Below are 15,628 nucleotides of genomic sequence, written 5' to 3' on the forward strand. Positions count from 1 at the left end.
TCAGCGTGGCGGCGTCAGATGCCGAGGTCGTTCTCGAAGGAGCCCTCCTCGAGGCGCTCCTTGATGGCCACCAGGAAGCGGGCCGCGTCGGCGCCGTCGACCGTGCGGTGGTCGTAGGAGAGGGCGAGGAACACGGTCGAGCGGATCGCGATCGCGTCGCTGCCGTCGACCTGCACGACGGCCGGCTTCTTCGTGACGATGCCGGTGCCGAGGATCGCGGTCTGCGGCAGGAACACGACGGGCGTGTCGAACAGCGCACCGCGCGAGCCGGTGTTCGTCAGGGTGAAGGTGCCGCCGGCCAGCTCATCGGGCTTGAGCTTGTTGTTGCGGGTGCGCTCCGCGAGGTCGCCGATGGTGCTGGCGATCTGGGCGAGGGTGAGCTCCGACGCGTTCTTCAGGACCGGCGTGAGCAGTCCGCGCTCGGTGTCGACCGCGATGCTGATGTTCTCGTGGTCCGGGTAGACGATCGAGTCGCCGTCGAGAGTCGAGTTGATCACCGGGTAGGCCTTGAGGGCCTCGGCGGCCGCGAGGGCGAAGAACGGCAGGAAGGACAGCTTGGCGCCGGTCTTCTCGTTGAAGGTCTTCTTGACCGAGTCGCGGAAGCGGGCGACGGCGGTGACGTCGACCTCGACGACCGAGGTGAGCTGGGCGGTCGACTGCATCGACTCGACGGCGCGCTGCGCGAGCACCTTGCGCAGGCGGGTCATCGGCTGCGTCGTGCCGCGCAGAGGCGAGGTCTCGAGCGGCGTGCGAGCGGCCTTCGCGGCGGCGGCGGCCGGAGCCGAGACCGGCGCGGGAGCCGACTTGGCGGCCTCGACGGCGTCGAGCACGTCCTGCTTGCGGATGCGCCCGCCGACACCGGTGCCGGTGAGGGTGGAGAGGTCGATGCCGTTCTCGCCGGCGAGCTTGCGCACCAGCGGGGTGACGTAGCCGGGGTTCGAGTCGGTGGGCTCGGGGGTCGCGGCCGGCGTGGGCGCGGCGGCAGCGGGGGCCGGGGAGGCGGGAGCCGGGACCGACGGAGCGGGGGCGGACGCCTCCGGAGCGGCGGGCTTCTCGGCGGCGGGGGCCGGCTCGGGCTCGGCGGGGGCCGGAGCCTCCTCCTCGGTCTCCGCGTCGACGGACGGGGTGACCTCGTCGGTCGGCTCGGTCTCGGCGGCCTCGGCCTCGGGCGACTCCTCGGCGGCCGGCTCCTCGGCGGGGGCCTCGGGCGCGGACGCGGCTCCGGAGCCGTCGCCGATGCGCACCAGCTCGGCGCCGACCTCGACGGTCTCGTCCTCCTGGACGAGGATCTCCTCGATGACACCGGCGACGGGCGAAGGGATCTCGGTGTCGACCTTGTCGGTCGAGACCTCGAGCAGCGGCTCGTCGACCTCGACGCGGTCGCCGACGTTCTTCAGCCAGCGGGTGACCGTTCCTTCCGTGACACTCTCTCCGAGTGCCGGGAGGCTGACGGATTCGCTCATGAGCCTGTCTCCTTAAGACGCTTGTGTACGTGGTTTCAGTTTAGTGAGGCGGGAACGGCCGGTCGCCGTCCCGCGATGGTCCTAGAGGGCGTGCAGCGGCTTCCCCGCCAGCGCGAGGTGCGCCTCGCCGAGCGCCTCGTTCTGGGTCGGGTGCGCGTGCACGAAGGGGGCGACGTCCTCGGGGTGCGCCTCCCAGTTCACGATGAGCTGGGCCTCGCCGATCAGCTCGCCGACGCGGGCGCCGATCATGTGCACGCCGACGACGGGCCCGTCGACGACGCGGACGACCTTGACGGAGCCGGCGGTGCCGATGATCGTGCTCTTCGCGTTGCCGCCCAGACCGTAGTCGTAGCTCGCGACACGCTCGGCGCCGTACTCGGCGACGGCCCGCGCCTCGGTCAGACCGACGGACGCCACCTCGGGGTCGCTGTAGGTGACCTTCGGGATGTTGAGGTCGGCCACCGTCTGCGGCTTCAGGCCCGCGATCTCCTCGGCGACGAAGATCCCCTGCTGGAAGCTGCGGTGCGCGAGCTGCAGGCCGGGGACGATGTCGCCGACGGCGTAGACGCCGGGAACCGAGGTCTGCAGGCGCTCGTCGGTGATCACGTAGCCGCGGTCGAGCGTGACGCCGATCTCCTCGAGGCCGAGCCCCGCGGTGACCGGGCCGCGGCCGACCGCGACGAGGAGCAGGTCGCCCTCGACGCTCGCCCCGCTCTCGAGCGAGACCGAGACGCCGTCGTCGGTCTGCACGACGCCGGTGACGCGCGAGCCGAGGGTGAAGGAGATGCCGCGCTTTCGGAAGGCGCGCTCGAACTGCTTGCTGACGCTCTCGTCCTCGTTCGGCACGAGGTGGGGGAGCGCCTCGACGATCGACACCTCGGCGCCGAAGGAGCGCCAGACGCTGGCGAACTCGACGCCGATGACACCGCCGCCGAGCACGACGACCCGTTCCGGCACGTGATCCAGCTCGAGGGCCTGGTCGCTGGTGATCACCCGGCCGCCGATCTCGATGCCCGGGAGCGTGCGCGAGGCGGAGCCGGTCGCGACGACGATCGAGCCGCCGTGCAGCACGTGCTCGCCGACCGTGACCGTCGTCGGCCCGGTCAGCCGGCCCTCGCCGGAGACGACGGTGATGCCGCGGGCGGAGACGAGGCTCTGCAGTCCCTTGTACTTGCCGGCGACGACGCCCTCGCGGTAGCGCGTGACCCCGGGGACGTCGATGCCCTGGAAGCCGGCGAGGACGCCGTACTTCTGCGCGTCCCGGGCGCCGTCGGCGAGCTCGGCGGCGTGCAGGAGGGCCTTGGTCGGGACGCAGCCGCGGTGCAGGCAGGTGCCGCCGAGCTTGTCGCGCTCGACGATCGCCACGCTCATCCCGAGCTGGGTCGCGCGCAGAGCCGCCGCGTACCCGCCGCTGCCACCTCCGAGCACGACCAGGTCGTAGCGCTCTTCCGACACCCAGTGACTCCCTTGCGACGTGCGGTTCCCCTCGCCTCCGCGGATCTCCACGCCTGTGCGCGGGCCGGTCGGAGGGGGGACGAGGCGGGAGATCCCGCCCCGTCGACCCTACTACGCGCTCGCCAGGCCCTCGGCCAGGGCGAGCAGGGCGCGGACCGAGACCCCGGTGGGGCCGGTGCCGGTGAAGCCGTACCCGCCGCCGCCGTTGTTCGCCGGGCCGGCGATGTCGAGGTGCACCCAGGGGATGCGCGCCGCGTCCGGGCCCTCGCCACGGGTGCCGACGAACTCCTGGAGGAAGTGCGCGGCGATCAGCATGCCGCCGGCGGTGTTGCCCGGCTTGATGTTGGCGATGTCGGCGATCTCGGAGTTGAGCAGCGGGCGGAGCTCCGCGGGGAGCGGCATGTGCCAGAAGAGCTCGCCCGTGCTGCGCGCCGACTCCAGCACGGAGGCGACCAGCTCGTCGTCGCCGAACACGCCCGTGTAGCGGTTGCCGAGCGCGACGACGGCGGCGCCGGTCAGCGTCGCGACGTCGACGATCGCGTCGGGCTGCTCCTCGCTCGCGGCGACGAGGCCGTCGGCGAGCACGAGGCGGCCCTCGGCGTCCGTGTTGAGGACCTCGACGGTCTTCCCGCCGCGGATCGTGAGCACGTCGTTCGGGCGGATGGCCGTGCCGGAGGGCATGTTCTCGGCGATGCAGAGCCAGGCGGTGACCCGCACCGGCAGGCGGAGCTCGGCGACCGCGCGCACGACCGCGTAGACCGTCGCCGCGCCGGTCATGTCGTCCTTCATGCCGATCATCGAGGCCGGCGGCTTGAGGGAGAGTCCACCGCTGTCGAAGGTGATGCCCTTGCCGACCAGCGCGAGGTGCTTCGCCGTCGCCGACTCCGGCGTCCTCTCGGGCGTGTAGGCGATCTTGACGAGGCGCGGCGGGCGGGACGAGCCGCTGCCGACGCCGAGGATGCCGCCGAAGCCGTCGCGCTCGAGCGCCGACTCGTCCCAGACCGTGACCTCGAGGGGGAGCCCTTCGACGCCCTCCTGCACGGCCTCGGCCAGGGTCTGCGGGTAGAGGTGCGACGGCGGGGCGTTGACCAGGTCCTTCACGGCGGACACGGCGCGACCGACGACCAGGGCGCGCTCGAGGACGGCCGCGTCGGCGGACTCGTCGGAGGTCACGAGGAGCACGCGCTCGACGGGAGCCTTCGAGGCGTCGAGGGTGCTGTGCCGGAAGGCGGTGTAGCTGTAGGAGCCGAGCGCGGCTCCCTCGGCGACGGCCGCGAGCGCGTCCTCGTCTCCGGTGGGCAGGGCGAGGGCGACCGAGGCGGTGCCGGCGAGGCTGCGGACCGCGAGTCCGGCGGCGGTGCGCAGCACGGTGGCGCTCGGCTCCGCGGAGCCCAGGCCGACGAGGACGACCACGCCGGCGCGGACGGAGGAGGGGACCCGCGTCAGCGACTCCGCGGAGCCGGTGACCCCGAGCGCGGGGAGCGCGGCGACCAGGTCGTCGAAGCCGTCGACCCCGACGAAACGGGGGCCGTCCGGTCCGGGCGCGACGCCGAGGACGAGAGCGCCGGTGTCGAGATCGGAGGCGGGGACGGTCGTGTACTCGAGAGAGGAGAGGGGCATGAGCGCAATGCTAGGCGCGGCCGGGACGGCGCTCGGCCGCCCCGTCGCGGCTGTTCGCTCAGGGCTCAGCGCCGCCGGGGAGCCGCCCGGGTGGGCCGTCTAGGCTGGATCGCATGCCGGATCCTGCAGACCTCTTCGCGATCGAGGGCGACCTCTCCGACGTCCCGCGGGGCCTCCACCTCGTGGCCGGCCTCACCGGGTTCGCCGATGCCGGAGGTGCGGTCGGCCAGCTCGCCGAGCACCTGCACGGGACGCTCGAGCACCGGACCGTCGTCGAGTTCGATCCCGACCAGCTGCTCGACTACCGCGCACGCCGGCCGATCATCACCTTCGATCAGGACCACCTCACCGACTACACCCCGGCGAGCCTCCGCCTCTCGCTCGCGCACGACGAGCTGCACCAGCCGTTCCTCCTGCTCACCGGCTTCGAGCCGGACTACCAGTGGGAGCGTTTCACCCGGGCCGTGCTCGAGCTCATCGACCGGCTCGAGGTCGCGAGCACCACCTGGGTGCACGCGATCCCGATGCCCGTCCCGCACACCCGACCGGTCGGCGTGACCGTCAGCGGCAACCGCGAGGACCTGATCGAGGCCATGTCGGTCTGGAAGCCGGTCACCCAGGTGCCCGCGAACGTCCTGCACCTGCTCGAGCTCCGCCTCTACGACCGGGCGCTCCCGGCCGTCGGCTTCGCCCTGCTGATCCCGCACTACCTCTCCGACACCGCCTACCCCCAGGCGGCGGTCGCCGCGCTCGAGAGCATCTCGGCGTCGACCGGGCTGATCTTCCCGACCGACAGCCTCCGCGAGAGCGGCCGCGAGTTCCTCTCGAAGGTCGACGAGCAGGTCGGCTCGAACGAGGAGCTGCAGAAGCTGGTCGCGGCGCTCGAGTCGCGCCACGACACATACATGGAGGGGACGAGCCTGCGCTCGCCGCTCACCGACGAGGACGGCTTCGTCCCGACCGCCGACGCGCTCGCGGCCGAGCTGGAGAAGTTCCTCGCGATCAAGCGCCCGGGCGAGGAGCCCACCGCTCCGTAGCAGGCGGGCGGTGCTTGGTAGTCTCTGCCGAGTGCGATCTCGTCGAGCCTGGTTCGTCTTCGGTGCCGGTGCCTTCGCGTACCTGGTGGCCGTCCTCGACCGCACGACGCTCGGAGTAGCGGGGGTCGACGCGGCGGAGCGGTTCGGCATCTCGGCCGCGATGCTCTCCTCGCTCGCCGTCGTCCAGCTCATCGTCTACGCCGGCATGCAGATCCCGGTCGGCATCCTGATCGACCGCTTCGGCCCGAAGACGCTGATCCTCAGCGGCACCGCGCTGATGATGGTCGGCCAGATCGTCCTGGCCTTCGCGCCGTCCCTCGGCGTCGCGATCGTCGGCCGGATCCTGGTGGGTGCGGGCGACGCGGCGATCTTCACCTCGGTGATCCGGCTGACCGTGACCTGGTTCAGCGGACCGATCGTCCCGCAGCTCGCGCAGTGGATCGGCAACATCGGCCAGGTCGGGCAGATCCTCTCCGCCCTGCCGTTCGCCGCGATCCTGCACGCGGCGGGCTGGACGCCGGCCTTCCTCTCCGTCGCCGGGATCGGCGCCGTCGCGTTCCTCGGCGTGCTCCTGCTGATCACCGACGTCCCGCCGCGGACCGAGCCGATCGTCCTGGTGCCGCCGACGCTCCGCGCGACGATCACGCAACTGGGCGTGAGCCTGCGCCGGCCGGGCACGCAGCTCGGCTTCTGGTCGCACTTCGTGACGCAGTCCTCCGGCACCGTGTTCACACTGCTCTGGGGCTACCCGTTCCTCGTGTACGCCATCGGCCTCGAGCCGGGCGTCGCCGCTCCGACGCTGACGATCGTCGTGGTCGCCGGCATCGTCGTCGGCCCGATCCTCGGCGTCCTCACCGCCCGGCACCCGATGCGGCGGAGCAACCTCGTGCTCGGCATCGTCTCGGCGATGGCGGTGGCCTGGACCGTCGTCCTGCTCTGGCCCGGCGTGCCGCCGTACTGGCTGATCGTCCTGCTGCTGATCGTCATCGGCGCCGGCGGGCCGGGCTCGATGATCGGCTTCGACTTCGCGCGCACCTTCAACCCGTCCCGGAGCCTCGGCGCCGCGAACGGCGTGGTGAACGTCGGCGGCTTCCTCGCGAGCTTCACGATGATGTTCCTGATGGGGCTGCTGCTCGACTCGCTGGCAGGGCCGGGCGCGGACTCCGCCCGGCTCTACTCGATGGACCACTTCCGGCTCGCCTGGTGCATCCAGTACGTCGTCGTCGGCGCGGGCGTGATCGGGCTGATCACGGCGCGCCGCAGGACCCGGCGCCGGCTCGCCGAGGACGAGGGAATAACGGTGGCCCCTCTGTGGGTTGCATTGAACGACCGTCTCCGTCGTGGCCGCGCAGGACGCTGACCGTCGGACCCGCCCTTCCCCGTCCTCCCGCGAGGCCCCGCATGGTCTCGCGTCGGACTCCTCCCGGAGTGCCGAAGCCCTGAGCGCACGGCCGCACTACTCAGGCGTGCAATAATTGTCAATAGGACCCGTTCGGGTCGAGGAGCACGGCGCCCACGTCGGGCGTGCGATCCCCTCGACTTGACATGGGTCCTCGTAATGCCCACCGACGGACGACGCCTCCCGGCCTCGCCCGCAGCCGGGACGCAACGGATGGAGAGGTGCCGCCATGGCCACCAGAGCTACCAAGACCGCAACGCTCGACGCCGTCGACGACGACGTGACGACGACCAAGAAGCCCGCCGCGCGCAAGCCGGCGGCGAAGACCACCCGCGCCCGCGCGACCACCAAGGCCGCGGCTCCCGCCGCGACGGAGGAGGAGCCCACCGAGCCCGAGGACGTCGACGGCGACGCCGACGCCGAGGAGGAGACCGCGGTCGTGGTCGAGGAGACCGAGACCGAGGCCAAGGACGACACCGAGACGCCGGTCGTCGCGGCCGCCGCTCCGGCCGAGCCGCTGCCCAGCGGCGCGCTCGTCCTCTCCTTCGGCGGCGACGACGACGAGGTCCCCGTCTACTCGACGGCGATCACCGGCGCCACGGCCGACCCGGTCAAGGACTACCTGAAGCAGATCGGCAAGGTCGCGCTCCTGAACGCGGCCGAGGAGGTCGAGCTCGCGATGCGCATCGAGGCGGGCCTCTTCGCCGAGGACAAGCTCGCGAACTCGAGCGACCTCAGCCCCGAGCTCGTCCGCGAGCTGCGCTGGGTCGCGAAGGACGGGCAGCGGGCCAAGAGCCACCTGCTCGGCGCGAACCTCCGCCTCGTGGTCAGCCTCGCCAAGCGCTACACCGGCCGCGGCATGCAGTTCCTGGACCTGATCCAGGAGGGCAACCTCGGTCTGATCCGCGCGGTCGAGAAGTTCGACTACACCAAGGGCTTCAAGTTCTCGACCTACGCGACGTGGTGGATCCGCCAGGCGATCACCCGCGCGATGGCCGACCAGGCCCGCACCATCCGCATCCCGGTGCACATGGTCGAGGTCATCAACAAGCTCGCCCGCGTCCAGCGCCAGATGCTGCAGGACCTGGGCCGCGAGCCCACGCCCGAGGAGCTCTCCCGCGAGCTCGACATGACCCCCGAGAAGGTCATCGAGGTGCAGAAGTACGGCCGCGAGCCGATCTCGCTGCACACCCCCCTCGGTGAGGACGGCGACAGCGAGTTCGGCGACCTCATCGAGGACACCGAGGCGGTCGTGCCGGCCGACGCGGTGGGCTTCACGATGCTGCAGAAGCAGCTCGAGTCGCTGCTCGACTCCCTCTCCGAGCGCGAGGCCGGCGTGATCCGCATGCGCTTCGGCCTGGGCGACGGCATGCCCAAGACGCTCGACCAGATCGGCGATACCTTCGGCGTGACGCGCGAGCGCATCCGCCAGATCGAGTCCAAGACGATGGCCAAGCTCCGCCACCCGTCCCGCTCGCAGTCGCTCCGCGACTACCTCGAGTAAGCCGGTGATCCGCTACGCACCGGCGGTCCTCCTCGGGAGGGCCGCCCGGTTCGCAGCGCGCGTCCGCAAGCCCGGCGGAGGCTCCGCCGTGCCCGGACTCGTCGTGAACCGCCTCGCGCCGGGCTTCCTCCCGGCCGTGCTCGACGGCTTCACCGACGGCCTCGTCGTCGTCACCGGCTCGGCCGGGAAGTCCACGACGACGAAGATGCTCGTCGCTGTCCTGCGTGCCCACGGGCTGCGCGTCTTCACCAACCCCTCGACCGCGAACATCGCGCAGGGGCTGACCTCGGCGCTGCTCGAGCGCACCGACCTCCGCGGGCGGATCGACGCCGACATCGCCATCCTCGAGATGGACGAGGGCCACGGCGCCCGGCTCGCGCCGCGGATGAGCCCGCGCGTCGTGCTGCTCACCAACGTGGTCGTCGACCAGATCGACCGCTTCTTCGACCCGGCCATGGTAGCCCGGATGCTGGCGACCATCGCGACCCGGGCCACGGGCCCCGTCGTCCTCAACGCGGACGACCGCCACGTCGCCGACATCGCGACGAGCCTGCCGAGCGATCGCCTCCGCTGGTACGGCACCTCTTCCGCCGTCCGCGGCGCGGCTGTCGGCGGGCTCGGCTACGCGGCCGATGCCGAGGGCCAGGAGGGTCGAGCGACGACCGTCGTCGAGACCACGGCCGGTGCCGCCGCGACGATCCGAAGCGACGCCGACGTCCTCGATGTCCGCCTCCCCGCCCGCGGTGTGCACTACGCGGTCGACGCCGCCTCGGCGGTCTCCGCGGCGCGCGCGATCCTCGGCACCCGCTTCCGCGCCGCGACCACCGCGGAGGCGCTCTCCTCGATCGACCCCGTCTTCGGGCGCGGCGAGATCGTGACGGTGCGCGGCCAGGAGGTCGAGTTCGTCCTGGTGCAGAACCCGGCGAGCTACCGCCTGAACATCGCGGAGATCCCCGAGGGCACCGAGCAGATCATGCTCGCCATCGGCTCCGACGTCCGCGACCCGTCCTACTTCTGGCCGGTCGACACCGCCCGCCTCGGGCGGGTCCGGGTCGTCTCCGGCTCGAAGGCGCACGAGGCCGCGCTGCAGCTGCGCTACGACGGGGTCGCGATCGACGCGGTCGACGACGACCTCGGTCGTGCGCTCGACGCCTTCCTCGCGCTGCCCGCTCCGAGCCACGGGCGGAAGACGATCGTCTTCTCCGCCGACTCGATGCGGCGCACCCGCGCCCACCTCCAGCTCGCCTCCAACCGCGAGGAGACCGCGTGACCACCCTGCTGATCGGCGTGCTCGCCCCCGACGTCCTGGACAGCAACGGCGACGCGGCGAACGCCCGCGTCCTCGCGGCACGCGCCGGCTGGGCCGGTCTCGACGCCCGGGTCCTGGCGCTGCGCGAGGAGGCCGACTTCGCCGAGCGGCCCGACGTGCTCGTGGCCGGCACGGGAGCGGACGAGGACCTGCCCGCCGTGCTCGACCTCCTCCGCGCCGTCGGCGACACGGTCCACGGCTGGGTGCGCGACGAGACCGAGGTCGTCGCCGTCGGCGCGGGCTGGGAGCTGCTCGCCGAGTCGTTCGCGACCCCTCAGGCCGTCATCGCGGGCATCGGGGTGCTGCCGGGTCGTGCGGTGACCGCCGAGCGGTCGACGGACGACCTCGTCGTCGAGTCGAGCGCGGGGATCCTCGTCGGCTTCGAGAACCACGCCCGGCGATTCGACGGCATCGACCCCGCTCACGTCCTCGGCCGGGTGCTGCACGGCACCGGCGACGGCGGGGGAGTGGAAGGCTACGCCGCGGGGTCGTTGCTCGGCACGCACCTGCACGGTCCCGTGCTGGCGAAGAACCCCGTCCTCGCCGACGCGATCCTGCACCGGGTGGTCGAGCGGCGCGGGCTGCTCTACTCGACCCGGGACGAGCGGATCCGCGCGGCGGACGAGACAGCTCGAGCCGCCCGCGAAGTGATCGCGAAGCGGCTCGGAGTCGGCCGGTAGGGAGTCCCGCTCCCCACCGGCGAGGTGAGCGGACTGACTAGGGGCGCTGCTCCTCGAAGAGGCGCGCCGACTCGTCGTGCCAGCTCTGGGCGATGCTGGAGAGCTTCTCCTGGTACTTCTTGCCGTGGTGCGCGCAGAACAGCAGTTCTCCGCTGTTCACCACGACACGGATGTAGGCCTGGGCTCCGCAGCTGTCGCAGCGGTCTGCCGCGGAGAGCTGCTGCGATCCAGCGAGCTCGTCCACGCCGTTCTGGGTTGCTGTGGTCGACATGACGTGGCCTCCTGCGCTCGGGTCTTCGACTTCGGTGGACTCGGCCTCTCGGCTCCGTCCTTCCCTTGGTCCAACCATCAAAGCACGCGGATGTTTCCCGGCAGAGTCGATCCCGTGGCATTTCGCTCTGCGCGTAGGTCCCCCGGCGCACTTCCCAGGCCCTGAGCACCGTGATCGCGCTCCGCCGCGCCGCGGCCGGGGTGTCGGCCCTCGAACCTAGACTGAGCGGATGGCCTCCACCGACTACTCCGCACGGCACCTCTCCGTCCTCGAGGGCCTCGAGGCGGTGCGCAAGCGCCCCGGCATGTACATCGGCTCGACGGACTCCCGCGGGCTGATGCACTGCCTCTGGGAGGTCATCGACAACTCTGTCGACGAGGCCCTCGCGGGGCACGGCACCGAGATCAGCGTGGTGCTGCACAAGGACGACAGCGTCGAGGTCCGCGACCGCGCCCGCGGCATTCCGGTCGACATCGAGCCCAAGACCGGTCTCACCGGCGTCGAGGTCGTCTTCACCAAGCTGCACGCGGGCGGCAAGTTCGGCTCCGGCTCGTACGCCGCCTCGGGCGGCCTGCACGGCGTGGGCGCCTCGGTCGTGAACGCGCTGTCGGAGCGGCTGGACGTCGAGGTCGACCGCGACGGCCGCACCTACCGGATGTCCTTCCACCGCGGCGAGCCCGGCCGCTTCGCGGACTCGGGCGAGCCGACCCCGGACGCCCCGTTCTCGCCGTTCGAGAACGGCTCGGAGCTGGAGATCGTCGGCAAGGTGAAGAAGGGCGTCACCGGGACGCGGGTCCGCTACTGGGCCGACCGGCAGATCTTCACGAAGGGCGCCGCCTTCCAGACCGACGACCTCGTCACCCGCGCCCGGCAGACCGCCTTCCTGGTGCCGGGACTCACGATCGACATCGTCGACGACCGCGAGGAGGAGCGCCGCGCCGAGATGTTCCGCTACGACGGCGGCATCTCGGAGTTCGTCGAGTTCCTCGCTCCGGACGCGGCCGTCACCGACGTGCTGCGGCTCACCGGCAGCGGCACCTTCACCGAGACCGTGCCGGTGCTCACCCCCGGCGGCGCGATGGTGCCGACCGAGGTCGAGCGCACCTGCGAGGTCGACATCGCACTGCGCTGGGGCACCGGCTACGAGACCGTGCTGCGCAGCTTCGTCAACATCATCTCGACGCCCAAGGGCGGGACGCACCAGACCGGCTTCGAGCAGGGGCTGCTGAAGCTGCTCCGTGCGCAGGTCGAGGCGAACGCCCGGAAGCTCAAGGCCGGCTCGGACAAGCTGGAGAAGGACGACGCGCTCGCGGGTCTCACCGCGGTGCTGACCGTCCGCCTCCCCGAGCCGCAGTTCGAGGGGCAGACGAAGGAGATCCTCGGCACGCCGGCCGTGCGCGCGATCGTCGCGCAGACGATCACCTCGACGCTCGGCGCCGTCTTCGCCTCGACGAAGCGCGAGGACAAGGCGCAGATGTCGCAGCTGCTCGAGAAGCTCGTCGCCGAGATGAAGTCGCGGATCTCGGCGCGGGCGCACAAGGAGACCCAGCGCCGTAAGAACGCGCTCGAGTCCTCCTCGCTGCCGGCCAAGCTGGTGGACTGCCGCAGCAACGACGTCGAGAACAGCGAGCTGTTCATCGTCGAGGGCGACTCGGCGCTGGGCACCGCGAAGCTCGCCCGCAACAGCGAGTACCAGGCGCTACTGCCGATCCGCGGCAAGATCCTCAACGTGCAGAAGGCGAGCATCGCCGACATGCTCTCGAACACCGAGTGCGCCTCGATGATCCAGGTGATCGGGGCGGGGTCGGGCCGCTCGTTCGAGCTGCCGGCCGCGCGCTACGGGAAGATCATCCTGATGAGCGACGCCGACGTCGACGGCGCGCACATCCGCACGCTGCTGCTCACCCTGTTCTTCCGCTACATGCGGCCGCTGGTCGAGGCCGGCCGGGTGTTCGCCGCCGTGCCGCCGCTGCACCGGGTCGTGGTGATGAACTCGGGGAAGAAGCCGAACGAGACGATCTACACCTACTCCGAGAAGGAGCTGCAGGGCGTCCTCGCCGGTCTGTCGAAGGCGAACCGGCGCTACCAGGACCCGATCCAGCGCTACAAGGGACTCGGCGAGATGGACGCCGACCAGCTCGCGCTGACGACGATGGACCGGTCGCGGCGGACGCTGCGGCGCGTGAAGGTCTCGGACGCCGAGAACGCGGGCCGGGTCTTCGAGCTGCTGATGGGCAACGAGGTGGCGCCGCGCAAGGAGTTCATCGTCCGCGGCTCCGAGACGCTCTCGCGCGACCGCATCGACGTCTGAGGCCCGTCCCGCGCCGGGGCGGCGCGGGACGACGGTCTAGAACTGCTCGGGAGCCGCGCCGATGCTGGCGACCGGGGCCGCGAGGGCGACGCCGGAGCCGTCGCGCTTCATCCCGGAGTCGGGCAGCGCGGCGACGCTGCCGTCGGCCTCGAGCGCGTGCGCCGGGCCGGGGCCGACCCAGGCGACGCCGAGAGCGGTCTCGCCCTTGAGGAAGCGCTGGGCGCGGACGCCGCCGGTCGCGCGGCCCTTCGGCGGGAACTCCGAGAACGCCGACACCTTGGCGCTGCCGGTGTCGGTGCCGGTCAGTGCCCAGCTGTCGACGGCGACGGTCGCGACGACCGTCTCGTCGCGCTCGGATTCCGGAACCACCGCGAAGGAGACGACCTCGTCGGTCTCGCTGATCTTGACGCCGGCCATGCCCGCCGCGGTCCGGCCCTGCGGACGCACCGCCGAGGCGGAGAAGCGCAGCAGCTGGGCCTCGCCGGTGACGAAGACGAGCTCGTCCTCGTCGGCCGACGGCGCGGCGCCGACGACCGCGTCCTTCGGCCGCAGGGCGATCAGCTCGATGTCCGGGCGGTTGGGCAGGTCGCCCGGGGCGACGCGCTTCACCGTGCCCTGCAGGGTGCCCAGCGCGATCGGGCGCGGGTCGTCGAGGGCGACCAGGGCGAGGACGCGCTCGTCCTTCGCGAGGTGGCTGAGGTAGTCGCTCATCCGGACGCCCGCGCCGAGCTGCACCGAGGAGGACGGGACGGACGGGACGTCGACGGGGGAGAAGCGCAGCAGGCGGCCCGCGGTCGTCACCGCGCCGATCTCGGCGCGCGTGGTGGTGTCGATCGTGCTGAGCACCGCGTCGTGCTTGCTGCGGCGGGTCGCGCGCTCGGGGTGCGGCGCGGCCTCCGGGTCGCGGTCGATGCGCACCATCCGCCCGGTGGTGCTCAGCAGCACGCGGCACGGCAGGTCGGCGATCTCGAGCACGGCGGCGGTCTTCCGGCCGGTCGTGGCGACGGAGGGGCGCGCCTCGGTGAGCAGCGTCCGACGCGGCGTGCCGAGGCGCTGCGCGACGTCGTCGAGCTCGTCGGACACGAGTGCCTCGAGGCGGCTGCGGCTGGCCAGCAGCGCCTCGAGCTCGGCGATCTCGGCGAGCAGGGTGTCGCGCTCGGTCTCGAGCTCGATCCGGGAGAACCTCGTCAGGCGGCGCAGCTGCAGCTCGAGGATGTAGTCGGCCTGGATCGTGCTGAGGTCGAAGACCTCGATCAGCCGGGCCCGGGCGGCGGCGGTGTCGTCGCTCGCGCGGATCAGCTGGATGACCTCGTCGATGTCGAGGATCGCGATCAGCAGTCCCTCGACCAGGTGCAGCCGCTCCTGGCGCTTGCGGAGACGGTAGCGGGAGCGGCGGGTCACCACGGTCAGGCGGTGCCCGACGTAGACCTGCAGCAGCTCCTTGAGGCCGAGCGTGCGGGGCTGGCCGTCGACGAGGGCGACGTTGTTGATCGAGAAGGCGTCCTCGAGCGGGGTGTAGCGGTAGAGCTGCTCGAGCACCGCCTCCGGGCTGAAGCCGGTCTTGATCCCGATCACGAGGCGCAGGCCGTTGTCGCGGTCGGTGAGATCGGTGACGTCGGCGATGCCGCTGAGCTTCTTGTTCTGGACGCCGTCCTTGATCTTGTCGATGACCTTCTCGGCGCCGACGAGGTAGGGCAGCTCGGTGACGACGAGGCCGGACTTGCGGGCGGTGATGCTCTCGACCGAGACGCGCGCGCGGGTCTTGAAGCTGCCGCGGCCGGTCGCGTAGGCGTCGCGGACGCCGGCGAGCCCGACGATCGTGCCGCCGCTGGGGAAGTCGGGGCCGGGGACGAACGACATCAGGTCGTCCAGCGAGGCGTCGGGGTGCGCGATCAGGTGCCGCGCCGCTCCGATCACCTCGATCAGGTTGTGCGGGGCCATGTTGGTGGCCATGCCGACCGCGATGCCGCTCGCACCGTTGACCAGGAGGTTCGGGAACGCGGCGGGGAGCACCTCGGGCTGGTCGTGCGAGTTGTCGTAGTTGGGGACGAAGTCGACGACGTCCTCGTCGAGGTGCTCGGTCATCGCCGTCGCCGCGGCGGCGAGGCGGGCCTCGGTGTAGCGGGCGGCGGCGGGGCCGTCGTCGAGCGAGCCGAAGTTGCCGTGGCCGTCGACGAGCGGGACCCGGAGCGTGAACGGCTGCGCGAGGCGCACGAGCGAGTCGTAGATCGAGGCGTCGCCGTGCGGGTGCAGCTTGCCCATCACCTCGCCGACGACGCGGGCCGACTTCACGTGGCCGCGATCGGGGCGCAGGCCCATCTCGCTCATCATGTAGAGGATGCGGCGCTGCACGGGCTTCAGACCGTCACGGGCGTCGGGCAGGGCGCGGGAGTAGATCACCGAGTAGGCGTACTCGAGGAACGACCCCTCCATCTCGGCCGAGACGTCGACGTCCTCGATGCGCTCGGTCAGGGAGGATCCGGAGGGAGGGGGTGCAGCGTTCATGTCTCACTTCGGTAGCGGGCGCGGGCACGGCGGGGCACGCTCCGCGGAGGGGCGCAGCGTGCGAAACTGAGCGC

At 71.8% G+C, this 15,628-nt stretch carries 11 protein-coding genes; 6 read left to right on the top strand and 5 right to left on the bottom strand.

Features of this window, described 5'->3' with window-relative positions:
• Positions 1–14: 14 nt before the first annotated feature.
• From sucB to EDF22_RS07290, 3 genes are all read right to left on the bottom strand, one after another.
• Complete coding sequence (gene sucB / locus EDF22_RS07280; protein WP_123703549.1) at positions 15–1,463, bottom strand: 2-oxoglutarate dehydrogenase, E2 component, dihydrolipoamide succinyltransferase; 1,449 nt, start codon at positions 1,461–1,463, stop codon at positions 15–17.
• Positions 1,464–1,544: 81 nt separating this feature from the next.
• On the bottom strand, positions 1,545–2,918 hold the full coding sequence (gene lpdA / locus EDF22_RS07285; RefSeq protein ID WP_123703551.1) for a dihydrolipoyl dehydrogenase: 1,374 nt from the start codon (positions 2,916–2,918) through the stop codon (positions 1,545–1,547).
• Between the two features lie 111 nt (positions 2,919–3,029).
• Positions 3,030–4,538 (bottom strand): leucyl aminopeptidase, encoded by a 1,509-nt coding sequence (locus tag EDF22_RS07290; RefSeq protein ID WP_123703553.1) that lies wholly within the window; start codon positions 4,536–4,538, stop codon positions 3,030–3,032.
• A 113-nt stretch (positions 4,539–4,651) separates the two neighbouring features.
• On the opposite strand from EDF22_RS07290, the gene EDF22_RS07295 reads away from it, so the two are divergent.
• The 5 genes from EDF22_RS07295 (at position 4,652) to EDF22_RS07315 (ending at position 10,467) form a co-directional block, all read left to right on the top strand.
• On the top strand, positions 4,652–5,575 hold the full coding sequence (locus tag EDF22_RS07295) for a proteasome assembly chaperone family protein (RefSeq protein ID WP_123703555.1): 924 nt from the start codon (positions 4,652–4,654) through the stop codon (positions 5,573–5,575).
• 31 nt (positions 5,576–5,606) lie between these two features.
• Positions 5,607–6,935 carry a nitrate/nitrite transporter gene (locus EDF22_RS07300; protein WP_123703558.1) on the top strand — a complete coding sequence of 443 codons (1,329 nt, stop codon included), beginning with the start codon at positions 5,607–5,609 and terminating at the stop codon, positions 6,933–6,935.
• 268 nt (positions 6,936–7,203) lie between these two features.
• The gene (locus EDF22_RS07305; RefSeq protein WP_123703559.1) at positions 7,204–8,478 is read left to right on the top strand and encodes an RNA polymerase sigma factor; all 1,275 of its coding nucleotides are present in this window, start codon (positions 7,204–7,206) and stop codon (positions 8,476–8,478) included.
• A 4-nt stretch (positions 8,479–8,482) separates the two neighbouring features.
• Complete coding sequence (locus EDF22_RS07310) at positions 8,483–9,748, top strand: Mur ligase family protein (RefSeq protein WP_123703561.1); 1,266 nt, start codon at positions 8,483–8,485, stop codon at positions 9,746–9,748.
• Entirely contained in the window at positions 9,745–10,467 is a 723-nt protein-coding gene (locus EDF22_RS07315) for a cobyric acid synthase (protein ID WP_123703563.1), read from the top strand. The genes EDF22_RS07310 and EDF22_RS07315 overlap by 4 nt, the downstream gene beginning before the upstream one ends.
• Positions 10,468–10,504: 37 nt before the next feature.
• Here EDF22_RS07315 and EDF22_RS07320 read toward each other — a convergent pair whose 3' ends face one another.
• Positions 10,505–10,738 carry a hypothetical protein gene (locus tag EDF22_RS07320; protein WP_123445851.1) on the bottom strand — a complete coding sequence of 78 codons (234 nt, stop codon included), beginning with the start codon at positions 10,736–10,738 and terminating at the stop codon, positions 10,505–10,507.
• A gap of 229 nt (positions 10,739–10,967) precedes the next feature.
• Here EDF22_RS07320 and EDF22_RS07325 point away from each other — a divergent pair, with 229 nt between their 5' ends.
• The gene (locus EDF22_RS07325) at positions 10,968–13,049 is read left to right on the top strand and encodes a type IIA DNA topoisomerase subunit B (RefSeq protein WP_123703565.1); all 2,082 of its coding nucleotides are present in this window, start codon (positions 10,968–10,970) and stop codon (positions 13,047–13,049) included.
• Between the two features lie 36 nt (positions 13,050–13,085).
• On the opposite strand, the gene EDF22_RS07330 is transcribed toward EDF22_RS07325, so the two are convergent.
• Positions 13,086–15,554 (bottom strand): DNA topoisomerase (ATP-hydrolyzing) subunit A, encoded by a 2,469-nt coding sequence (locus tag EDF22_RS07330; protein WP_123703567.1) that lies wholly within the window; start codon positions 15,552–15,554, stop codon positions 13,086–13,088.
• Between the last annotated feature and the right edge of the window lie 74 nt (positions 15,555–15,628).

The organism is Rathayibacter sp. PhB127, from assembly GCF_003751665.1.
Lineage (GTDB): Bacteria > Actinomycetota > Actinomycetes > Actinomycetales > Microbacteriaceae > Rathayibacter > Rathayibacter festucae.

Excerpts from the sequence above, each read along its gene's own strand:
- sucB (WP_123703549.1), bottom strand. The coding sequence starts at position 1,463 with ATGAGCGAATCCGTCAGCCTCCCGGCACTCGGAGAGAGTGTCACGGAA.
- EDF22_RS07290 (WP_123703553.1), bottom strand. The coding sequence starts at position 4,538 with ATGCCCCTCTCCTCTCTCGAGTACACGACCGTCCCCGCCTCCGATCTC.
- EDF22_RS07295 (WP_123703555.1), top strand. The coding sequence starts at position 4,652 with ATGCCGGATCCTGCAGACCTCTTCGCGATCGAGGGCGACCTCTCCGAC.
- EDF22_RS07305 (WP_123703559.1), top strand. The coding sequence starts at position 7,204 with ATGGCCACCAGAGCTACCAAGACCGCAACGCTCGACGCCGTCGACGAC.
- EDF22_RS07320 (WP_123445851.1), bottom strand. The coding sequence starts at position 10,738 with ATGTCGACCACAGCAACCCAGAACGGCGTGGACGAGCTCGCTGGATCG.
- EDF22_RS07325 (WP_123703565.1), top strand. The coding sequence starts at position 10,968 with ATGGCCTCCACCGACTACTCCGCACGGCACCTCTCCGTCCTCGAGGGC.
- EDF22_RS07330 (WP_123703567.1), bottom strand. The coding sequence starts at position 15,554 with ATGAACGCTGCACCCCCTCCCTCCGGATCCTCCCTGACCGAGCGCATC.